This is a genomic window from Allobosea sp. NPDC055353, assembly GCF_053644975.1.
Genome location: NZ_JBSHMC010000002.1, coordinates 1,176,652 through 1,197,463 on the forward strand (window position 1 = coordinate 1,176,652; position 20,812 = coordinate 1,197,463).

General features: G+C 67.2%; 18 protein-coding genes and 1 pseudogene. 5 read left to right on the forward strand and 14 right to left on the reverse strand.

Annotated elements, in window-relative coordinates; translation table 11 throughout:
* The 3 genes from ACWIEX_RS18995 to ACWIEX_RS19005 are packed head-to-tail and all read right to left on the reverse strand — an operon-like array spanning position 1 to position 2,702.
* Complete coding sequence (locus tag ACWIEX_RS18995; protein ID WP_454034525.1) at positions 1 to 966, reverse strand: Rossmann-fold NAD(P)-binding domain-containing protein; 966 nt, start codon at positions 964 to 966, stop codon at positions 1 to 3.
* A complete protein-coding gene (locus ACWIEX_RS19000; RefSeq protein ID WP_454034526.1) occupies positions 959 to 1,576 on the reverse strand; it encodes a helix-turn-helix transcriptional regulator in 618 nt (205 codons plus the stop codon). The genes ACWIEX_RS18995 and ACWIEX_RS19000 overlap by 8 nt, the downstream gene beginning before the upstream one ends.
* Positions 1,577 to 1,586: 10 nt before the next feature.
* On the reverse strand, positions 1,587 to 2,702 hold the full coding sequence (locus tag ACWIEX_RS19005; RefSeq protein ID WP_454034527.1) for an aminotransferase class I/II-fold pyridoxal phosphate-dependent enzyme: 1,116 nt from the start codon (positions 2,700 to 2,702) through the stop codon (positions 1,587 to 1,589).
* A 152-nt stretch (positions 2,703 to 2,854) separates the two neighbouring features.
* Here ACWIEX_RS19005 and argH point away from each other — a divergent pair, with 152 nt between their 5' ends.
* From argH to ACWIEX_RS19025, 4 genes are all read left to right on the forward strand, one after another.
* Positions 2,855 to 4,273: an argininosuccinate lyase gene (gene argH, locus ACWIEX_RS19010; RefSeq protein WP_454034528.1), complete on the forward strand. Its 1,419-nt coding sequence runs from the start codon at positions 2,855 to 2,857 to the stop codon at positions 4,271 to 4,273.
* Between the two features lie 254 nt (positions 4,274 to 4,527).
* Positions 4,528 to 7,536 (forward strand): aminotransferase class III-fold pyridoxal phosphate-dependent enzyme, encoded by a 3,009-nt coding sequence (locus ACWIEX_RS19015; RefSeq protein ID WP_454034529.1) that lies wholly within the window; start codon positions 4,528 to 4,530, stop codon positions 7,534 to 7,536.
* 90 nt (positions 7,537 to 7,626) lie between these two features.
* Complete coding sequence (locus ACWIEX_RS19020; protein WP_454034530.1) at positions 7,627 to 8,364, forward strand: LysR family transcriptional regulator; 738 nt, start codon at positions 7,627 to 7,629, stop codon at positions 8,362 to 8,364.
* Complete coding sequence (locus tag ACWIEX_RS19025; RefSeq protein WP_454034531.1) at positions 8,365 to 8,586, forward strand: hypothetical protein; 222 nt, start codon at positions 8,365 to 8,367, stop codon at positions 8,584 to 8,586.
* 7 nt (positions 8,587 to 8,593) lie between these two features.
* Here ACWIEX_RS19025 and ACWIEX_RS19030 read toward each other — a convergent pair whose 3' ends face one another.
* From ACWIEX_RS19030 to pip, 10 genes and pseudogenes are all read right to left on the reverse strand, one after another.
* Positions 8,594 to 9,622 (reverse strand): serine hydrolase domain-containing protein, encoded by a 1,029-nt coding sequence (locus ACWIEX_RS19030; RefSeq protein WP_454034532.1) that lies wholly within the window; start codon positions 9,620 to 9,622, stop codon positions 8,594 to 8,596.
* A gap of 23 nt (positions 9,623 to 9,645) precedes the next feature.
* On the reverse strand, positions 9,646 to 10,434 hold the full coding sequence (locus ACWIEX_RS19035) for an ABC transporter ATP-binding protein (RefSeq protein WP_454034533.1): 789 nt from the start codon (positions 10,432 to 10,434) through the stop codon (positions 9,646 to 9,648).
* Positions 10,431 to 10,616, reverse strand: a complete 186-nt coding sequence (locus ACWIEX_RS19040) for an ABC transporter ATP-binding protein (RefSeq protein WP_454034814.1) — start codon at positions 10,614 to 10,616, stop codon at positions 10,431 to 10,433. Before ACWIEX_RS19040 ends, ACWIEX_RS19035 begins: the two co-directional genes overlap by 4 nt.
* A gap of 144 nt (positions 10,617 to 10,760) precedes the next feature.
* A pseudogene (locus ACWIEX_RS19045) lies at positions 10,761 to 11,219 on the reverse strand (ATP-binding cassette domain-containing protein); the annotation flags it as partial.
* Positions 11,220 to 11,289: 70 nt separating this feature from the next.
* Complete coding sequence (locus tag ACWIEX_RS19050) at positions 11,290 to 12,216, reverse strand: ABC transporter permease (RefSeq protein WP_454034534.1); 927 nt, start codon at positions 12,214 to 12,216, stop codon at positions 11,290 to 11,292.
* A 9-nt stretch (positions 12,217 to 12,225) separates the two neighbouring features.
* On the reverse strand, positions 12,226 to 13,290 hold the full coding sequence (locus tag ACWIEX_RS19055; protein ID WP_454034535.1) for an ABC transporter permease: 1,065 nt from the start codon (positions 13,288 to 13,290) through the stop codon (positions 12,226 to 12,228).
* A gap of 10 nt (positions 13,291 to 13,300) precedes the next feature.
* Positions 13,301 to 14,935 (reverse strand): ABC transporter substrate-binding protein, encoded by a 1,635-nt coding sequence (locus ACWIEX_RS19060; RefSeq protein ID WP_454034536.1) that lies wholly within the window; start codon positions 14,933 to 14,935, stop codon positions 13,301 to 13,303.
* 68 nt (positions 14,936 to 15,003) lie between these two features.
* Positions 15,004 to 16,431 carry a M20 family metallopeptidase gene (locus ACWIEX_RS19065; RefSeq protein WP_454034537.1) on the reverse strand — a complete coding sequence of 476 codons (1,428 nt, stop codon included), beginning with the start codon at positions 16,429 to 16,431 and terminating at the stop codon, positions 15,004 to 15,006.
* 15 nt (positions 16,432 to 16,446) lie between these two features.
* Positions 16,447 to 18,258, reverse strand: a complete 1,812-nt coding sequence (locus ACWIEX_RS19070; RefSeq protein WP_454034538.1) for a S9 family peptidase — start codon at positions 18,256 to 18,258, stop codon at positions 16,447 to 16,449.
* 10 nt (positions 18,259 to 18,268) lie between these two features.
* Positions 18,269 to 19,246 carry a prolyl aminopeptidase gene (pip, locus tag ACWIEX_RS19075; protein WP_454034539.1) on the reverse strand — a complete coding sequence of 326 codons (978 nt, stop codon included), beginning with the start codon at positions 19,244 to 19,246 and terminating at the stop codon, positions 18,269 to 18,271.
* 265 nt (positions 19,247 to 19,511) lie between these two features.
* Here pip and ACWIEX_RS19080 point away from each other — a divergent pair, with 265 nt between their 5' ends.
* Positions 19,512 to 20,063 (forward strand): phosphatase domain-containing protein, encoded by a 552-nt coding sequence (locus ACWIEX_RS19080; protein WP_454034540.1) that lies wholly within the window; start codon positions 19,512 to 19,514, stop codon positions 20,061 to 20,063.
* Positions 20,064 to 20,086: 23 nt separating this feature from the next.
* Here ACWIEX_RS19080 and ACWIEX_RS19085 read toward each other — a convergent pair whose 3' ends face one another.
* A complete protein-coding gene (locus tag ACWIEX_RS19085) occupies positions 20,087 to 20,785 on the reverse strand; it encodes an RNA polymerase sigma factor (protein WP_454034541.1) in 699 nt (232 codons plus the stop codon).
* Positions 20,786 to 20,812 lie beyond the last annotated feature (27 nt).

The following is a 20,812-nucleotide window of genomic DNA, read 5'->3' on the forward strand; positions in this document are numbered from 1 at the left end:
CTACGCGTCGCCCTCGCGCCCGATCCCGTCCAGCACCACCCGCGCGATCGCGATGTCCTGCACCGCGATCCCCGTGAGGTCGGCGATGGTGATGTCGTCGTTCGACCGCCGCGCCGGCACGTCACCGGCCAGCACGGCCCCGAGCTCGACGCAATCGCCCGCATCGATCAGCCCCACAGCCGCGGCAGCGGCGAATTCGCCATGGTCGAGGCTCTGTTCCAGCGAATCCGCGATCCGCGTATCGGCGAGCGCGACCAGAGCGGTATCCAGCTCCTGCTTGCCAGGCGCATCGGCGCCGAGCGCGGTGATATGCGTGCCGGGCCTGATCCAGTCGTCGCGGATGATCGGCTGGGCCGCCGGCGTCACGGTGATCAGCGCATCGGACCGCGCGCAGAGAGCCTCCAGCTCTGAAACGGGTTCGATGGCAATGCCCTCCGCTTCGAGATCACCTCGCAGCGCCGCCAGCTTCTCCGGCGATCGTGCCCAGCATGCGAACACCGGCTCCCGCTCGCGCAGCAGATGCGCGGCCGCACGGATCTGGAAACGTGCCTGCGTGCCGGCACCGACGATCCCGATCCGGCACGCGTCGGCCCGCATCCCGGCCCGCGTCGCGATGGCGCCGGCCAGCGCCGTCCTGAGATCGGTCAGCCAGCCCTCGTCGCGCAGGATCGCGACGACGACGCCGGTTTCGGCCGAGAGCGCGATCATCATGCCGCTGGTCGTCGGCAGGCCCTTGGCCGGGTTGTCGTAGAATCCCGTCGCGATCTTCACGACGAAGATGGAATCCCCGGCGATATGGCCGAACTTGATATGGCAATCGCCGTTATGCGCGGGAAAACCGAGATACCCGACCGGCGGCATCTGCACCTGCCCGGCCGCAGCCGCCTTGAAACCGTCCTCCAGCGCGATGAAAGCCCGGTCGAGATCGACGGCGGCCTCGATCTCCGCACGCGACAGGTCAAGCATCCGGGATCTCGTTGGCCTGGTTGAGGTAGTTGTAGACGGTCGCGCGGGCGAGCCCGAGGATGCGCGAGATATAGGCGGCGGCATTGCGCCCGCCGAAGGCGCCGTTCGCGGCAAGGTCCGCCACCAATTCGCGCTTCTCGGCCCGGCTGAGGCTGGTCACCGCGAGCCCGCGGCTCTGTGTCCATTGCTGCACGAACTCGTTGATCCGTTCGTGCCAGTCTTCCTTGAACAAGGCCTGCGGCTTCTCGACGCCGGCCGGCACGGTCGCCAGAGCGGACAGCGTCTGCATCAGCGCGTGGAATTGCGAGACATCGACATTGATGCAGAGCACGCCGACCGCCTTGGCCCCGACTGAGAGCACGATGCTGATCGATTTCAGCCGCCGCCCGTCCCAGTTCACCTTCTCATAGGGCCCGATGATCGTCTCGTTCGGGTCGAAGCCGATCTCGTCGAGCAGCGAGGGCTCGCCCAGCACGCGCTGCGAGAAATTGCCGGCGATATGCACGACGCGCTGCGAGCCGAGATCGTGCAGCACGACCTCGGCATGCGGCCGGAACAGCAGCGCCACCGCATCGCAGACTGGCAGATAGGGGGCGAGTTCCGGCGTCATGCGCAAGCCTCTAGCGCGGCTGCGACTTGAGATAGTCGCTCAAGCGCTCAAGCCCGGCTGAAAGATGGTCGCCGGGCGCGCCGATGCCGATGCGAATATAGCCGTCCATCCCGTAGACATCGCCCGGCAGCAGCATGATGCCGCGCTCCTCGCGCAGACGATGGACCAGATCGGTCGAGTTCATCGAGTGGCTGTATTTGATGAAGGCCATGCCGCCGGCCTTGGGCGGCACGAAGGAGAAGAACTCGTCATTCGCCTTCACCCAGTTCGCCAGCAGCGCGAGGTTCTCCCGCAGGATGGTCTTGCTCCGCTGCAGGATCTCGGCGCGCTTGGCCGGTTGGATGACGATGCGGGCGATGTGCTCGCTCAGCGCGCTCGTGGTGATCGAGGTGTAATCCTTGTTCTGCCAGGCGGTGTAGATGTCCTTGGCCGGCCCGACCAGCCAGCCGATGCGCAGACCGGGCAAGGCCATCGCCTTGGAGAGCCCGCTGGTGATGATCGCCTTTTCATAGAGATCGGCGAAGCTGGGCGGCTCGTCGGTTTCGAGCTCCGCGCCCTTGTAGACCTCGTCGGCATGCAGATAGCAGCCCTGCGCCCGGGCGATCTCGACCAGCGCGTCCATCGTCTCGCGCGAGAGCAGGCTGCCGGTCGGGTTGTTCGGGTTGCAGATCGTCATCAGCTTGGTGCGCGGCGTGATCGCCTGGCGAACCTCGTCGAGATCGGGCGTCCAGCCCAGCTCCTCGCGCAGCTTCACTTCCTTGACCGTCGCGCCGATCGCCCGCGCCCAGCCCCAGATCTGCAGGTAGTTCGGCACGAAGACGACGATCTCGTCACCCGGCTCGATCAGCGACATCACCATCAGGAAATTGGCTTCAGCCGAACCGTTGGTGACGATCACCTCGTCTGAAGTCCGGTTGCGATAGAGTTTTGCGATGTCCTCGCGCAGTTCGACCGCGCCATTGGTCCAGCCATAGCCGAGCTCGACCTCCATCAGCTTGGCGCGCTCATCGGCGCTGAGCAGTTCGTTCAGCGAATAGGGATGGACGCCGCTGTCGGAGAGATTGAACTCGACGGTGTTCTCGTAGAGCGACTGGATGCGCTCCAGTGTGAATTCTTCGATCTTCATGCTGCCCAATCCCGCGGCGGCCGATCCACCGCATCTCATCGCGAGTATGATGGGCATCATTTGGACGTCAAGGTCGATTTTGGAATTTACAGTCCAAATCTCGATTGCTATCCCTTGGCGACCATGTCGCAGCCGCTCCCGGAGAGCCCATCATGTCCGACCAGAACCCCGGTGCCAACAAGATGTGGGGCGGCCGCTTCACCACCGCGCCGGCCGATGTGATGCGCAGGATCAATCCCTCGATCGGCTTCGACTACCGGCTCTACCGGCAGGACATCGCGGCATCCAAGACCCATGCCGCGATGCTGGCCCGCCAGGGCATCATCGCGAGCGCCGACAATGAGCGCATCCAGGCCGGGCTCGACCAGATCCGCGGCGAGATCGATCGCGGCGAACTCCAGTTCAGCATCGATCTCGAGGACATCCACATGAATGTGGAAGCGCGGCTCAAGGAGATCATCGGCGAGCCGGCCGGGCGCCTGCACACCGCCCGCAGCCGCAACGACCAGGCCGTCACCGATGTCCGCCTCTGGATGCGCGACGCGATCGACGCTCTCGACGGCACCATCCGCGACTTGCAACAAGCCCTGATCGAGCGCGCCAGCGAGCATGCCGGGACGATCATGCCGGGCTTCACCCATATGCAGGTCGCTCAGCCTGTGACCTTCGGCCACCATCTCATGGCCTATGTCGAGATGTTCGGCCGCGACCGCGAGCGCCTGGCCGGCGCGCGCCGGCGCACCAATGTCTCGCCGCTCGGCGCCGCCGCGCTCGCCGGCACCGCCTTCCCGATCGACCGGCAGTTCACCGCGGCGGAACTGGGTTTCGCCCGGCCGACCGAGAACTCGATGGATTCGGTCGGCGCGCGCGACCATATCTGCGAATTGCTGTTCTGCTGCTCGATGCTGGCCGTGCATCTCTCGCGCCTCAACGAGGAAATCACGCTCTGGTGCAGCGACGGCTTCCGCTTCATCGCGCTGTCGGACGCCTTCACCACGGGCTCCTCGATCATGCCGCAGAAGCGCAACCCGGACGCGGCCGAGCTGGTGCGCGGCAAGACCGGCCGCGTGGTCGGCTCGCTCACCGCCATGCTGGTGATGGTCAAGGGCCTGCCGATGACCTTCATGAAGGACATGCAGGAAGACAAGGAGCCGATGTTCGACGCTCTGGAGACGGTCGAACTCTGCGTCGCCGCCACGACCGGCATGGTCCGCGACCTCACCGTGCGCCCCGAGGGCATGCGCGCCTTCCTCGACCGCGGCTTCCCGACTGCGACCGACCTTGCCGACTGGCTGGTGCGCGAGGCCGGCATCCCCTTCCGCGATGCCCATCACATCACCGCCCGCGTCGTCGCCTTGGCCGAAGCGAAGGGCTGCACCTTGCAGGCGCTCGATCTCGACGCCATGCGCTCGGTCGATCCGCGCATCAGTGAAGCGGTCTTCGAAGTGCTGGCGCCCGAGCATTCCGTCCGCAGCCGCCGCAGCTATGGCGGCACCGCGCCCGATACAGTGCGCGAGGCGATCGGGCGGGCGAAACAGCGCTGGCTGTCCGGCGAGCCGATCCAGGCCTGATTGTCATTCCGGGGCTTCGCGTAGCGGAGAACCCGGAATCCACGACTGGGTGAGCGGCCGGCAACCGAACACGGGATGTCTCACCCGGTCGTGGGTTCCGGATTCGCGCCTTCGGCGCGCCCCGGAATGACAAGCGTCCTCGCTCCACGCAACCCGGCGACTGTCGTCCCGCAAACTTTGCGGGAGCAAACTCGCCGTCTTTCTGGCTATGGAAGACGGCGCCGGTCGATTCGATCCGGCCAGGGGGAGAGATGATGGAACACGTCTGGTTGCGTGGGGTTGCCGAGCAGTTCGGGATCGATGGCGGGCTGCGGCAGCTCGGCGGCGAATATGACCTCAACTTCCGCGGCCGGACCGGCGAAGGTGATGTCATCGTCAAGGCGATGCGCCCGCAGGGCGAGCCCGCCCTCGTCGACCAGCAATGCGCCGCGATCAGTCACGCGCTTGCCGCCGATCCGACACTGCCGCTGCCGCGCCTCCTCCCCGCCGAAGGCAACCGCTTCTGGCAGGAGGTGGCGGACGCCCAGGGCGACCGGCGCATGGTCTGGGTCCAGCGCGCCTTCACGGGCATTCCGATGGGCGAAGCCGGACCGCAACCGCCTGCCGTCCTCGCCGAACTCGGCGCGCTGACCGCGCGTCTCGATCTCGCCCTCCACGATTTTAAGGTCACGGCCGCGCCGGACGCCGCGAAATGGGACCTGACCGAGGCCGGCTGGATCAAGCCGCATCTCGACGTGCTGGAAGGCTCGCGCCGCAAGCTCGTGGCAGAGATCGTCGCCGGTTTCGAGGCGCTGAAGCCCGCGCTCGACAGGCTGCCGCGCCAGACCATCCATAACGACCTCAACGACTTCAACATCCTCGTCCAGCCGCGCCTCGGCGAACCCGCCCGGATCAGTGGCCTGATCGATTTCGGCGACATGACCCATGGCCCGCGCGTCTGCGAGATCGCCATCGCCGCGGCTTACGCCATCCTCGACCACGAGACGCCGGAAGCCGCGCTCGCGGCTTTCGTCGCTGGTTATCACGGCGTCTCGGCGCTCAGCCCCGAGGAGATCGGCCTGATCTGGCCGCTCGTCCGCATGCGGCTCGCCGTCAGCGTCGTGAACTCGACGATCGAGGCCAAGGGCCGCCCGAACGACCCTTACGTCACGATCTCGCAGGCCCCGGCCTGGCGCCTTCTCGAGAATCCCGCCATCGACGGCGAGTTGATGGGCGCCCGCCTGCGCAATGCCTGCGGCCTGCCCGTCACCGATGCCGCCGGCCGCATCGCGAGCTGGATCGCCGCGCAGCGCGGCAGCTTCGCGCCCGTGCTCAGCCGCGCGCTCGATGGCCTGCCGGTCGGCTCGCTCGGCATTGCCGAGGCGACGATCCCGCAGAACCCGTTCGAACTGCGCGCCGACGAGGCCCGCAACCTCGGCACCGGGCTCGGCATCACCTCCGAGTGGTGGCTCGGCCAATATGGCGAGCCGCGTCTGGTCTATACCGACAAGGCCTTCCGCAAGGGCCGCTGGCTCGCCTCGAACCGCCGCACCATTCATATGGCAATCGATGTCTTCGCGCCGGCCGGCGAACCGGTCCGCGCGCCTCTCGCCGGCAAGGTCGCGCTGGCGGAGAACCGCAAGGGCCATCTCGACTATGGCGGGGTCGTCATCCTTGAGCACCGCACGCCCGCAGGCGACGTCTTCCACACACTCTACGGCCATCTCGCCGCCGATGGCGCGGCCAAGCTGAAGCCCGGTCAGGAGATCGCAGCCGGAGAGGCTTTCGCGAAGCTCGGGCCGGCCGAGGAGAATGGCGGCTGGGAGCCGCATCTGCATTTCCAGCTCGCGCTGACGCTGGACGGCATGGGCCATGACTGGCCGGGCGTCGCCGATCCCGACGACTGGGCGCTCTGGCAGGCGATCTGCCCGAACCCCGCCGCCCTGCTCAACCTGCCCGACGAGGCCGTCGCCTATCAGGCGATCGACGAGGTCGCGCTGCTGGCCGAGCGCAAGGCCCGCTTCGGCGCCAATCTCAAGCTCAGCTACAAGCGGCCGATCACCTTCCTGCGCGGCTGGCGCCATCATCTCTTCGACGCGATGGGCCGGCCCTATCTCGACGCCTATAACAACGTGCCGCATGTCGGCCACGCCCATCCACGCATCCGCAAGGTCGCGATGGACCAGCTTGCGCGGATGAACTCGAATACGCGCTATCTGCATCCGGCACCGATGGCGCTGGCCGAGCGCCTGACGGCGAAGCTCCCCAAGGAGCTGGAGGTCTGCTTCTTCGTCAATTCCGGCTCGGAAGCCAACGAACTGGCGCTGCGCCTGGCTCGTGCGGCGAGCGGCGGCTACGACATCGTCACGCCCGATCACGGCTATCACGGCAACACCACGGGCGCGATCGACATCTCCGCCTATAAATTCAACAAGCCGAACATGGGCGGCCGCAAGCCCTGGGTGCAGCTTATCGACGTCGCCGACGACTATCGCGGCCGCTTCCGCCGCGACGATGCTGACCGGGCGCTGCATTACGCTGAGCAGGTCGACGGCGCGCTCGCGGCCATCGCAGAACGCGGGGGCAAGGTCGCGGGCTTCATCGCCGAGACCTTCCCGAGCGTCGGCGGCCAGATCATCCCGCCGCCCGGCTATCTCGCCGCGGTCTACGAGCGCATCCGTGCCGCCGGCGGCATCTGCATCGCCGACGAGGTGCAAACGGGCTTGGGCCGCCTCGGCGACTACTATTTCGGCTTCGAGCAGCAGGACGTACGCCCCGACATCGTCGTGCTGGGCAAGCCCCTCGGCAACGGCCACCCGATCGGCGCGCTCATCACCACCCGCGCCATCGCCGAGCGCTTCGCTGAGGGACCCGAGTATTTCTCGACCTTCGGCGGCTCGAACCTGTCCTGCCGCATCGCCTACGAAGTGCTCGACATCGTCGAGGAGGAAGAGCTTTCGGCCAATGCCAAGACCATGGGCGACAAGCTACTCGCCGGCATGCGCACGCTGATGGCGGACTACCCTTGCGTCGGCGACGTGCGCGGCATCGGCCTCTTCCTCGGGCTGGAGCTGGTCACGGATCGCGAGACGCTGGAGCCCGCCACCGACGCGGCCGCTCATGTCATGAACCGCCTGCGCGACATGCGCATCCTCGTCGGGCGCGAGGGACCGGCCGACAACATCCTGAAGATCCGCCCGCCGCTGACGGTCGGCGCCGACGATGTCGAGATGATCCTCGACCGGCTGAAGATCTGCCTGCGCGAGGTCGAGGCCGCGCGCTAGCACGGCCGGGACCGCGCGCCCCTATCCCGGCCCGCTTCTGGCGTGGCCGGGGCTGCCATGGCATCCTGCGCGGATGCGCGGAGGCGGGCGATGGAGCTGAAATGGCTGGAAGACGTGCTGAGCCTATCGACCACGCTCAGCTTCTCGCGCGCCGCCCGTGAGCGCAACGTCACGCAATCGGCGCTGAGCCGCCGGGTCAAGCAGCTCGAGGACTGGCTTGGCTCGCCGCTGTTCGACCGCAGCAGCTACCCGATCCGCCTGACGGAGGCGGGCCGGACCTTCCTGCCCCGCGCGCAGGAGATTCTGAGGCAGGTGCAGAGCGCGCGGCAGGAGCTGCGCCAACAGCATGAAGACGCCGCCGAGACGCTGATCTTCTCCACGCTGAACACCCTGTCGCTCACCTTTTTCCCCGGCCTCATCCGCCGTCTGGAAGAGACGCTCGGCCCCTTGAAGACGCGGTTCTGCGACCAGCGCTCATCCTTCGACGGCAATGTCGCGCTGCTCAACCAGGGCGAATGCGATTTCCTGCTGACCTATGCCCACGAGTCGGTGCTGCCGGAACTCGACCCCGAACAGTTCACCCATCACCGCCTCGGCACCGAGCGGGCGATCCCCGTCTCGATCCCCGACAGCAATGGCGAGCCGCTCCATGCCTTCCGCTGTGGCGACGCACCGGTGCGTCTGCTGAGCTATGGCAGCTCGACCTTCTTCGCCCGGCGGCTCGCCCTGCTCTTCGCCGAGCGGCCAACGCCACTCGTCACCGTCTACGAGAACCCGATGTCGGTCGGCCTCAAGGCCATGGTCCTAGCCGGGCGCGGCGTCGCCTAGGTGCCGGAAAGCCTGGTCGTGGAGGAGTTGCGCAGCGGCCAGCTCGTACCGGCAGCCGATACCTCCTGGTACGTCTCGGCCGAGATCCGGCTCTATCGGGCGAGGCAGCAGAGCCGCCTCCCCGTCGAGCAGTTCTGGACTGCCGTCAGCGAGAGCAGCCGGCCGGCTCAGCCAGAAAGCCTTGCCCGCGCCCGTCGCGATCCCGTCTCGGCGATCGCCTGACGCGCTCTCAGCCGGGCTGGCGCGCTTCGAGAATCAGGCGCAGCAGGCGTCCGAAGGCGAAGCGATTCACCTCAGTGCCCTTGAGGTCGGTGTTGACGCGGTGGACGATCACGAGGTCGAGCGAGGGAATGACGAGGCAGTTCTGCCCGCCGACGCCCTGCGCGCTGTAGCTGCCCGCGGGCAGCACGACGCCGGGGAAGCCCGCGCCGGAGCGCTCGGTCCACCACATATAGCCATAGCCGCCACGCGGCCCGGCATCGGAGAGCGGCAACACGCTGGTCGCAACCCAATTGGCCGGCACGACCTGCTCGTCGTGCCAACGGCCCTGCCGCAGGAACATCAGGCCGAAGCGGGCGAGGTCGCGCGTCGACATCCGGAACGGATAGGCGGGGTGAACCGAGCAATCGTCCGGCTCCAGCCAGCCGTCGCGCCGCTCGCCGTCGAGGCAGAAATCCTCCATGCCGAGCGGGCGGCCGATCCGCGCCAGGAAATCGTCATGGATGCCGGCGCCGGTCAGCGCCGTGAAGATCGTGCCCAGCGCGTTGAAATCCCAGTTGTTGTACAACCAGAAGGCGCCCGGCGGCTGCGAATGGCGCGGCGGCTTGATCGACTTCATCCAGGGCGATTCGTAGCCGGCGGGATGGAAGATGCCGGAACGTGCCGTCAGCAGATCGTAGATCGTCGCGGCCTTCTCGCGATCGCTCAGCCCGTCCTTGTCGTCGATGCCGAGATCGGCGAGCGTTCGCGACAGGTCGATCCGGCCTTCCTCCTCATGGATGCCGATCAGCGCGCTGAGGAAGCTCTTGCGGACGGAATGGCACTGGTAGCGATGGGCGAGATCGCCACGGCTCGCAACCACGCGCCCGCCCTGCACGATCATCACCGTCGCCGTCGAGATGGTGTCAGCATAGCGCCAGGCCCGGTCGAGCCCCTCGCGCGACCAGCCCGCCGACTCCGGCGCGACGCTCTCCCAGCCATTCACCGGCCAATGCTCCGCACGCAAGGCTTCGCCCGTCATCACTGCCTCATCCATCATCTGATCCTCCGTAGCCCGGCCGCTCACGCGATCGGGCGATAACCGACGCTCGCTTCGAGGAATTCGCGCGTATAGGGCTCATGCGCACGGCCGGCCCGGACATCCTCGGCGCTCATCTCTTCGAGGATGCGGCCCTCGCTCATCATCGCGACGCGCTCGCAGAGATGCGTCACGACCGCGAGATCGTGGCTGACCATCAGATAGGTCAGGTCGCGGTCGCGGCGCAGTTGCTTCAGCAGGTTGAGGATCTCAGCCTGCACGGAGACGTCGAGCGCCGAGGTCGGCTCGTCCAGCAGCAGCAGTTCCGGCTCGATGATGAGCGCACGCGCGATCGCGACGCGCTGGCGCTGCCCGCCCGAGAGCTCGTGCGGGAAGCGGTAGCGGAAGGACGGCCCGAGGCCGACGGCGGTGAGGATCGCGTCGATGCGTTCCTGGGCCCTGTCGAAGCCGTGGATCTTCAGCGGCTCGGCCAGCACGTTCTGCACCATCTTGCGCGGGTGCAGCGAGGAATAAGGGTCCTGGAAGACCATCTGCACGCGCCGGAAGAAGGCCTTGTCGCGCTTGTGCGGCACTTCGCGATCCCGGAAGCTGATCGTGCCGGCATACTCGCTGTTGAGGCCGGCAAGCGCGCGCAGCACCGTCGACTTGCCGCAACCGGATTCGCCGATCAGGCCGAAAGCCTCGCCATGCCCGAGCGTGAAGGAGACGTCGTCCACCGCCTTCAGCGTCGAGGCGCCCCGGCCGAAAACCACGGAGAGCTGGCTGACCGTGAGTGCAGCCGGGCGGTTCGCCGCCAGATCAACGGCGCTCATGGCCGGCTCCCGCTCTGCAGGGTCGGCCCGTCGAGCCAGGCCGGATCGCGGCTCGGCACCTGCAGCACGTCCGTTGGCCGGTCGAGCCGCGGCAGGCTGTCGAGCAAGGCGCGGGTGTAGGGATGGCGCGCATTGCGCAATTCACGCGCCGGAATGTCTTCCATGATGCGACCGGCATACATCACCAGCACACGGTCGCAGAAATCCGCCACGAGGTTGAGATCGTGGCTGATGAAGATCAGCCCGGCGCCGCGCCGGGTCACCAGCTCGTCGAGGATGCTCAGCACCTGCCGCCGGATGGTGACGTCGAGCGCCGAGGTCGGCTCGTCGGCGATGATCAGGTCGGGCTCCGGGATCAGCATCATCGCGATCATGATGCGCTGGCCCATGCCGCCCGAGACCTCGTGCGGATAGAGCCTGAAGACACGCGCGGGATCGCGGATCTTCACCGCTTCCAGCATGGCGAGTGCCTTGGCTTCCGCCTCCCTGCCGCCGACCCTGTGGTGCAGGCGGTAGGCCTCGGTGATCTGCTCGCCGACCCGCATCAGCGGATTGAGCGAGAATTTCGGGTCCTGCAGGATCATCGAGATGCGGTTGCCGCGGATCGTCCGCATCCGGCGCTCGCTGGCAGCGATGAGGTCGATCCCGTCGAAGGACAGCTTCTTGGCGGCAATCGTCGCCGCCTTCGGCGTCAGCTTCAGGATCGTGCGCCCGGTCAGCGACTTGCCCGAGCCGGATTCGCCGACGATCCCGACCTTCTCGCGGCCGACACTGAAGGAGATGCCACGCACCGCCTGCACCGAGCGATGCGCGCCCTTGAAGGTGACGGAGAGGTCCTCGACCTCGAGCAGCGGCTTATCCATGGCGGGGGTCCAGGATATCGCGCAGGCCATCGCCGAACAGGTTGAAGGCCAGGCTGGTGACGAGGATGGCAAGGCCGGGAATGCCGGCGATCCAGCCATTGGTCAGGATGAACTCGCGGCCCGACGCCAGCATCGCGCCCCATTCCGGGCTCGGCGGCTGCGCGCCCAGACCGAGGAAGCCGAGGCCGGCCGCCGTCAGGATGATCGACGCCATGCTCAGCGTGATGCGCACCACGACGGAGGGGATGCACATCGGCACGACATGGCCGAGGATGATCCGGAGCGGCGATGCACCCTGCAGGCGCACAGCCGCGATATAGTCGGACTTGCGGATCGAGAGCGTCTCGGCCCGCGCCAAACGGGCGATCGGCGGCCAGGCGGCGAGCGCGATCGCGATGATCGCATGGTCGATGCTGGGCCCCAGCGCAGCGACGAAGGCGAGCGCCAGCACCAGGCTCGGGAAGGCCAGGAAGATATCGACGATGCGCATCAGCACGGTATCGACCCAGCCGCCGAGATAGCCGGAGGTGGTGCCGACGATCAGCCCGAGCGGCGCCGCGATCACCGCCGTCAGCATGGCGATGTAGAGCGTGATCCGCGCGCCGAAGACCAGCCGGCTGAAGATGTCGCGGCCGAGCTCGTCGGTGCCGAACCAATGCGCGCCAGAGGGCCGTTGCAGCCGGTTCGTCAGGTCCTGCGCGTAGATGTCATGGGTTGCGACCAATGGGGCAAACAGCGCCACCAGCGCGATCAGGACGATGATGGCGAGGCCGAACATGGCAGCGGGGTTGGCCCTGAGCCGCCACCACTTCAGCGACAATTGCTGCATCCGCGCCTGGAAAGGCGAGGACGGGACGGGGGCCGCCAGCCAGGCCCTGAAGCCTCGCCCGCCGGCCTGGTCGATGGGTTGTGGTGTCATCGCCATCTCTCAGCGGGTCCGCGGGTCGAAGACCCGGTAGAGCAGGTCGCACAACAGGTTGAGCGTGACGAAGATGACGCCGACGAGCAGCGTGCAGCCGACGACCGCGTTCATGTCGCCGGCGAGAAGCGCGTTGGTCAGGTAGCGGCCGAAGCCCGGCCAGGCGAAGACCGTCTCGGTCAATACCGCGCCTTCAAGCAGAAAGGCGTAGGACAGTGCCACCACCGTCACCACCTGCACGGCGATGTTGCGGAAGGCGTGACCCCAGACCGTGCGCGCCCAGGACAGGCCTTTCACCCGCGCCGTCACGACATATTCCTGCCCGAGCTGCTCCATCATGAAGCTGCGGGTCATCCGGCTGATATAGGCGAGCGAGCTGAAGGCCAGGATCGAGGCCGGCAGGACGATATGCGACACGGCATTGCCGAACATCTCCCAGTTACCGGCGAGCAGACCGTCGATCAGCAGGAAGCCGGTGACGGGTTCGAGATCGAACTCATAGGTGAAATCGATGCGGCCGGGACCACCGACCCAGCCCAGCGTCGCGTAAAACAGCACGAGCCCCATCAGGCCCAGCCAGAAATTCGGCGCCGAATAGCCGATCAGCCCGACGACCCGGACGATCTGGTCGAGCCAGGAGCCGCGATACATCGCCGAGAGCACGCCGAGCGGGATGCCAAGGCTCGTCCCGATCACGATCGCCACGCTGGCGAGCTCGATCGTCGCCGGGAAGACGCGGGCGATATCAGCCATCACCGGCTTGCCGGTGGTCAGCGCCATCCCGAAATCGAGATGCAGCACGCCCCAGAGATAGCGGCCGAACTGGACATAAAGCGGCTGGTCGAGACCGAGCTGCCTGTACATCGCCTGATAGGCTTCCTGGGTCACGTTGTCGCCGAGCACGGCGACGACGGGGTCGAGCGGCAGCAGGCGGCCGATGAAGAAGGTCAGCGCCGCCAGCCCGAGCAGGGTCACGGCGAAGGAGACGAGGATTCGGCCGGATGCCCTGAGCCAGGACGGAAGGATGTTCCGCCCCGGCTCGGTGCTCAGGCCGGACGCGACGGTCCGGGACATCGCGACGGCCTTACTTGGTCGCCAGCTCGTAATAGGTCCGGAAGCCGTTCCAGGTCCACGACTTCAGGTCCTTGCGCACGCCGGCGACACTGTTCATCTGGAACATGAAGGCCATCGGCCCCTTGGCCATCACATCCTTCTGGATCGAGGCATAGAGCGCGTCGCGCTTGGCCGTATCCGGCTCCAGCAGGGCGGCGTCGATCTGCTTGTTCAGTTCGAGATCCTGGTAGGCGGCGCGCCAGCTCGGGTACTGGGTCTGCTTGGCTTCCAACCGGTTGTCGGGGTTGAAGACGAGGCGCGAAGCGTTGCCATGGGCATCCGGCACGCCGGTCTGCCAGGCCAGCATCGCCGACTGGTATTCGCGCCCGCGCACCTTGCTGAAGAGCTGGGCATTGGCCATGCGTTCGAGCGAGAGCTTGACCCCGACCTTGGCGGCGTTCTGCTGGACGCTCTGGGCGATCGGGTTGGCATGGGGCAGCGTGCCGAACAGCACGCTCGCCTCGAAGCCATCGGGATAGCCGGCCTCGGTCAGGAGCTGCTTGGCCTTGTCGAGATCGAGCTTGAAGGGCTGCCCCTCCTTCTCGTCGAGGGCGCCGACGGCGCCGAGCTGGGCGAAGCTGGCGCGCGGCACGCCGAGATAGGTCATCACCGTCTTGCCGAGGCCCTCGTAGTCGATCAGGTAGCGCATCGCGAGGCGCACCTTCTCCTTGGAGAACGGGCCATCGGCGACGTTGAAGCCCCAGTAGAACAATTGCGGCCGGAGCACCTTGATGATCGAGACGTCCTTGGAGCTTTCGAGGTCCTTGAGATCTTCCGGCGTCAGGTCGCGCGCCACGTCGACATCGCCCTGGCTGAGCAGCAGGCGCTGGGTGCCGGGCTCCGCGACATGGCGGATCAGGATGCGCTTGAGGGCCGGCGCCTTGCCCCAATAGCCCTCGTTCGCCTCCAGCACGATCGATTCGCCGGCATTCCAGCGCGTCAGCTTGTAGGGGCCGACGCAGGCCGTGCGCGTGGCCAGGTACTTGTTGCCGAGATCGCTGCCCTGCTGGTTCGCCATCAGGGTCTTCTTGTCCATGATCATGGAGACCCGGTTGGCGGCGATCGCCTGCAGCACGAGCGTCGTCGGATAGGGCTTGTCCAGCTTGAGCGTGAGCGTGTCGTTGCCCGCGACGATGGTCTGCTCGACATTGTCCTTGGTGAAGCCGTACTCGGTCAGCGTCGCCGCATTGCCGAAGTTCAGCTTGACGACGCGGTGCATCGACCAGGCGACGTCCTCGGCCGTGACGGGATTGCCCGAGGGGAACTTCGCACCCTTGCGCAGGTGGAAGGTGATCTCCTTGCGGTCCGGCGAGACATCCCAGCGCTCGGCGAAGCCCGGCACGACCTTGCGTTCGTCGGCCGGATCGAAATCGGCCAGCGTATCGCAGGTGTTCTGCAGGATCTCGTTGGTGACGACCTCGCCGACCTGGGCGGGATCGAAGGTGCTGATCGCATCGACGTTCCAGGCCATCACCAGCGCGTTCTTCGGGGTCGCAGCGACGGCCGCTCCCGCGCCGGCGCAGAGGGCAGCGGCCGCAGCAGCCGAGAGGAGCCCGCGCCCGGCAAGGCGGCGCCTCGTTCCGGTCTCGTCGTTTCGGTCGGCCATGATCTCGATCCCGCTCCTTGGTTGTTGTTCGATTGGAAACGCGTTGGTCCGCCCACGCGTTTCCCGGTTCAGGCGGCCTGAGGCCGCGGCTTGATCGGCGGCTTCACCTCCGCCGGGATCGGGCAGACATAGGGCGTCCGCGTCACCCGCTCCTGATGATCCTTCCTGGCGCGCGCCAACAACGTCTCGTCACTGATCACGTCGACGGCGGTCGCCGCCATGATCTTGGCGGCATGGACCATGCCCTTATGCGCCGCCGGCGCCTTGCCCTGCGCCGTGATCTGCCAGGAATGGCCGGGCGTGCCGATGGCATGGGTCGCGACCCTAGCCTGGATGGTCGGCACCTTCCAGCTCACATCGGCGACATCGGTCGAGCCGATCATCGGCACGCCGCGCGTGCCCTGCGGCACCACGAAATCGCAGAGCGGCGTGTTCTCGCGCGGCGCGATGCCGGTCTTGCGGTAATCGTTGAGGATATCGGCCGGGCCGAGCGTCGCCTGGATCCTGGCCGCATAGGCCTTGTCGGCCGCATCGAAGGGCACGGGGCCGAGGCGGTCGATGTTCTTGAACATCGCATCTTCCAGCGGCGTGTTGCCGAGCATGTTGGAGACTGCGCTCATAATCGAGATCGAGACCGTGGTCTCGGTCATCAGCGCCGCGCCCTCGGCAATCTTCTTCACGCGCTCGTTGAGCTCCAGCATACCGGCGAGGTCGCGCGCCCGGATGGCGTAGCGCACCTTGGCCGAGGCCTGCACGACGTTCGGCGCAATGCCGCCGGCATCGAGATAGGCATAGTGGATGCGTGCATCGGACGGCGCGTGCTCGCGCATGTAGTTGACGCCGACATTCATCAGCTCCACCGCATCGAGCGCCGAGCGGCCGAGATGCGGCGCGGCGGCAGCATGCGAGGCGCGGCCGGTGAACTGGAAATCCATCCGGGTATTGGCCAGCGACATGGCGTCATCGACCTTGGTCATCGTAGCCGGGTGCCACGAGATCGCGACATCGACATCGTCGAAGGCCCCAGCGCGCACCATGAAGGCCTTGGCCGCGCCGCCCTCTTCCGCCGGGCAGCCGAAATAGCGCACCCGCCCCGGCCGCCCGGTCTTGGCGAGCCAGTCCTTCACCGCGGTCGCCGCCAGCAGCGCGGCCGAGCCCAGCATGTTGTGGCCGCAGCCATGGCCGTGGCCGCCGGCCTCGACCGGCTTCGGCTCGGCGATATTGGCCTCCTGGCTCAGGCCCGGCAGCGCGTCGTACTCGCCGAGGATGGCGATGACCGGGCCGCCCTCGCCCGCCTCACCCATCACGGCGGTCGGAATTCCCGCCACGTTTTCGGTGATGCGGAAGCCCTGCTCCTTGAGCATGGCGATATGCTCGCCGACCGAGCGGTACTCGGTATAGGCGATCTCGGGCATGCCCCAGACGCGGTCGCTCAGCGCTTCGAAGGGCTGCCGCTTCGCATCGACCAGCTCCCAGATGATCTCGGAATTCTGCATGGCTGGTTATTCCTTCTACAGATGCTCTCGCAGGAAACGGGCCACGCCGCCGAAGACGGTGCGGCGGTTCTCGATCCGGGCGAAGCCGTGGCCCTCATGCGGGATGCGCACATACTCGACCGGACGGCCCAGGCCGCGCAGCACCGAATAGACCATCTCGCTTTCGCCCGGCGGCACGCGGGGGTCGTCGAAACCCTGCGCGATGAAGAGCGGCACGCGGATCTGGTCGAGTTTGTGGATCGGCGAGAAGCGGATCAGGTTCTCGCGGTCCGCGACCGGATCGCCATATTCGACGGCGCGCAGATAGCGCCGCCACGGCCCGGTCGTCTCCAGCAGCGTCAGGAAATTGGCGATGCCGTAGAACTCGATCCCGACCTTCCAGAGTTCGGGCTGCTCGGTCAGCGCCGCCAGCACCATGAAGCCGCCATAGGAGCGGCCATAGACGGCGACGCGGTCATCGTTCACATCGGATTGCTCGCGCAGCCAGAGCCTGACCGCCCCAAGATCGGCGACGCTGTCCATGCGCAGGTGCTTGTCGTCGAGATGGTGATAGCTGCGGCCATAGCCGGTCGAGCCGCGCACGTTCGGCGCGATCACCATGATGCCCTGGCTCAGGAAGAACTGCAGGTCTGCCCGGAAGATCGGGGTCCACTGCGCCTCCGGCCCGCCATGCACCACGACCACCGCCGGGTAGCCGCCTTCCGGCACCTTGCCGCGCGGCCGGTAGACGAAGAACGGCACTTCGAGCCCGTCGAAGCTCTTGGTGCTCGCGACCGTCGGCTCGACGAATGTGGCCTGATCGAGCCCGGCCTTCGAGGCATCCGTCAGACGCTTGACCTGCTTCGAGGCGATGTCGAAGCGCCAGATATCCGGCGACGCCGTCGAGCCGTCGAGCGGAAAGACGAGCCCGGAACCATCCGGCAGCCAGGCGACGGAGCCGATCGAGCCGGCCGGAAACCCCTCGACCTCGAACTCCGCTCCACCGGCGATCTCGCGCACGAAGATGCGGTTCCAACCGCGGTCATTCGCGACATAGGCAAGGCGGTTCAGGTCCGGCGCCAGCGCCACCGCCTCGATATCCTGTCCGTCGCGCTCGACGATCCAGTTCAGCGTGCCGTCAGTCGCTGAGAAGGCGACGCTGAGAAACTCGCGGCCCTGGTCGGTGATGGTGAAGAAGCCACTGCCATCCTTCTTCATGCGGTTCGCGGCATAGCGGGCGCGGCCTTCATGCGGCAGCAGCGCCTCTCGTGCCCCGCTTTCGAGATCGAGCCGGTAGAGGTCCTGGTCGTTCATCGCATGGGTGGCGTCCGCGACCAGCAGCGAGCGCCCGTCCGGGAAGAAGGCCACAGCCTCGCGATAGCCGCTGCCCTCGAAGACGCGCCGCGCCGCCCGCGTCGCCATGTCCATCACATAGATGTCCATATGCTCGCGGTCGCGCGCGTTCGAGGCGAAGGCGATGCGCTGCCCGTCCGGCGCCCAGCAGCCCCAGACATGCACCACGGTCGAGTCGTCCGTCAGCGGCTGCGGCACGCCCGAGGCGCCCGGCACGAGCCAGAGCTGATGCCGCTCGTCGCCGCCGCAATCCATCGTAAACAGCAGGTCGCGGCTCTTCGGGTTGAAGGCGATCGCGCCGACCGGCTCCGGCATATCGGTCAGGCGCCAGGGCGCCCCCCCGGCAAGCGGCCGGAGCCAGATCTGGTGTGTACCGCTTTCGTCGCTGAGATAGGCGAGAAGCTCGCCATCCGGCGCGACCGCCGGGCTCTTGGCGCTGCGGATTTCGAGATAGGGCTCGATGCCCAGGCGGATCTGGCTGGCGGCTTCGTACATGGCAGTTCCTTCAGGCCGCGAGGGCCAGCATCGAATCGCGCAGGCGGTCGGTCGCATCGCGCAGCGCCAGAGACAGGGCCGGCGCGTTCGGCGTCGCCGCGTGGTTGGCCTCGGTCACGATGGTGAAGCGGGCCTCTGGCCAGGCCGTCTTCAGGCGCCAGGCCGTGCACATCGGCGTCACGATGTCGTAGCGCCCCTGCACGATCTCGGCCGGCAGATGCCGGATGCGCGAGACGTCGCGCAGCAACTGGCCGGGCTCAAGGAAGGCGCCGTTGACGCAGTAATGCGTGAAGATTCGGGCGAGCGCGAGCGCGGCATCCGGCGCGGTCAGCGCCGCGACATGCTCTGCATCGGGCAGGAAGGTCTGGGTCTTCCCCGAGAAGGTGCGCAGGGCGACGGCAGCCGCCAGCTGCTGCTCGCGATCGGGGCCGGTGAGCCGGCGGTAATAGGCGCCGAGCAGGTCACCGCGCTCCGCCTCCGGCACGAAATTGGCGAAGGTCTCCCAATGGTCCGGGAAGATCGTGCGCGAGCCGTGGAACCACCAGTCGATCTCGGCGCGCTCGGCCATGAAGATGCCGTGCAGGCGGAAACCGAGGCAGCGCTCGGGATGGGCCTGTCCATAGGCGAGGCCGAGGCAGCTCCCCCAGGAACCACCGGTCACCAACCAGCGCTCTATGCCGAGATGCTCGCGGATACGCTCCAGATCGGCGATCAGCGCCTGCGTGGTATTGCCCGTGAGTTCGGCCAGAGGGCTGGAGCGCCCGGCCCCGCGCTGGTCGAAGGTCACGATCCGGAAGGCGGAGGGGTCGAAGGTCTTGCGCTGGGCCGGCTTGGTGCCGCCGCCAGGGCCGCCATGCAGGAAGACGACCGGGATGCCGTCGGGATTGCCGCTCTCATCGACATGAAGCTCATGTCCGTCGCCGACCGGCAGTCGCAAGGACCGATAGGGCTCAACCGCCTCGTAGAGGGTGCTGTAATCGTCTGGCACGCCGGTCTCCGCCGAACCGGAGCGCCGGAACGCTCCCCTGATCCGGCGAGGATGGCACGCGCGAACAGCCCCTGGCCAATGCATTCGAAGCGCATTGTTTATGATGTCGCGGAATAGACCCGTCTCTTTTCCGCTCCGCTGAACGCCGCCCCGATTCGTCCCGACATTTCACCTTGCACCCGACAAGCAGCAGGTTGCCCAGCGGCTCGTGCAAAGACGATGCGACAGGTAAAGTACCCGGCCCTTCCGCCATCTGGAGGATTGCTTGCACGGCCCGGCGCCTTCCATTTCCCGTCTCAACCTCCCCGGCTTCGTCGGCGCGCTCCTGCTCGGCCCCTGTCCCGGCCGGCGCAAGGAGACGCTCGACGATGCCGCATCGCGAATGGCGCTAACAGAAGATCTGTCGCGGCTCGCTGGCCTGGGCGCGCGCGGCCTGCTCAGCCTCGTAGAAGCCAAGGAATTTCCGGACGGCTTCGCCAACGCCATAAGCGCAGCCGGTCTGCAATGGGCTCATCTCCCGATCCCCGATTACGGCGTGCCGGATGCGATCTTCATGGCGGGCTGGCGCAAGCTCGACCTGGCGCGCCGCCTGCGCGAAGGTGAGAGCTGGGCAATCCATTGCCGCGCCGGCCTCGGCCGCACCGGCACTATCGCCGCGCTCCTGCTGGTCGAGAACGGGGCCGGCGCGGCCGACGCGATCGCGCAGATCCGCCGCGAGCATGACGCGGCCGCGGTCGAGACCGAGGCCCAGGCAGATTTTCTGATCGCGCAGGAACCGGGCGCCCTCCGGCCCGCTACCACCCGTCCGGCGCCCTGAAGTCCAAAAGCGCTCCCGGCCAATCAGCCCGCAATGCCGAGCCGCTTCATCACGGCGGCCGTCAAACGCTCGCAGCGCTGGCCGGCAAAGGGGAAGGCATCGAGCAGCACCGGGCCGATCTGCTGTTCCAGCTCCCTGCGCACCAGCAGCCGCGCCCGGTGCAGCCGGGTCTTGACCGTCTCCGCCCGGATATCGAGGAGCGCCGCGGTCTCCTCGACGCTGCGCCCCTCGACCACCCGCGCCATGAACACGCCGCGATAGACATCGGGGAGATGGTCGGTCGCGCGCTCGACCAGTTGCAGGATCTGCCGCTGCGCCATCATTCGCTCCGGATCGTCGCCGCTGGTGCTGCCGGGAAAGGGGATGATCTGCGCGGGAACGCCCGGGTCCGCGGCGCGCAATGCCTTGTCCGCCCGCTTCTTCCGGCGCAGGCGGCCCAGCGCCTCGTTGAGGGTGATGCGCGACAGCCAGGTCGAAAGCGTCGCCTCGCCGCGAAAGCTGTCGAGATGGCTGAAGGCCCGGACATAGGCCTCCTGCACCACGTCCTCGGCCTCGCTGTCGTTGCGGATCACCGCCCGCGCGATGCGGTAGAGCGCCTGGTTATGCGTCGTCATGATCGTGCGGAAGGCCTGCGGATCGCCTGCGCCCGCGCGACGGGCAAGGTCGAGATCGTCCGGCGAGGCGGCACCGGCATCGTGCGCGACCGTCGGAATGGATGGCATGATCTGTCCCCCTCGCCGCATCGGATG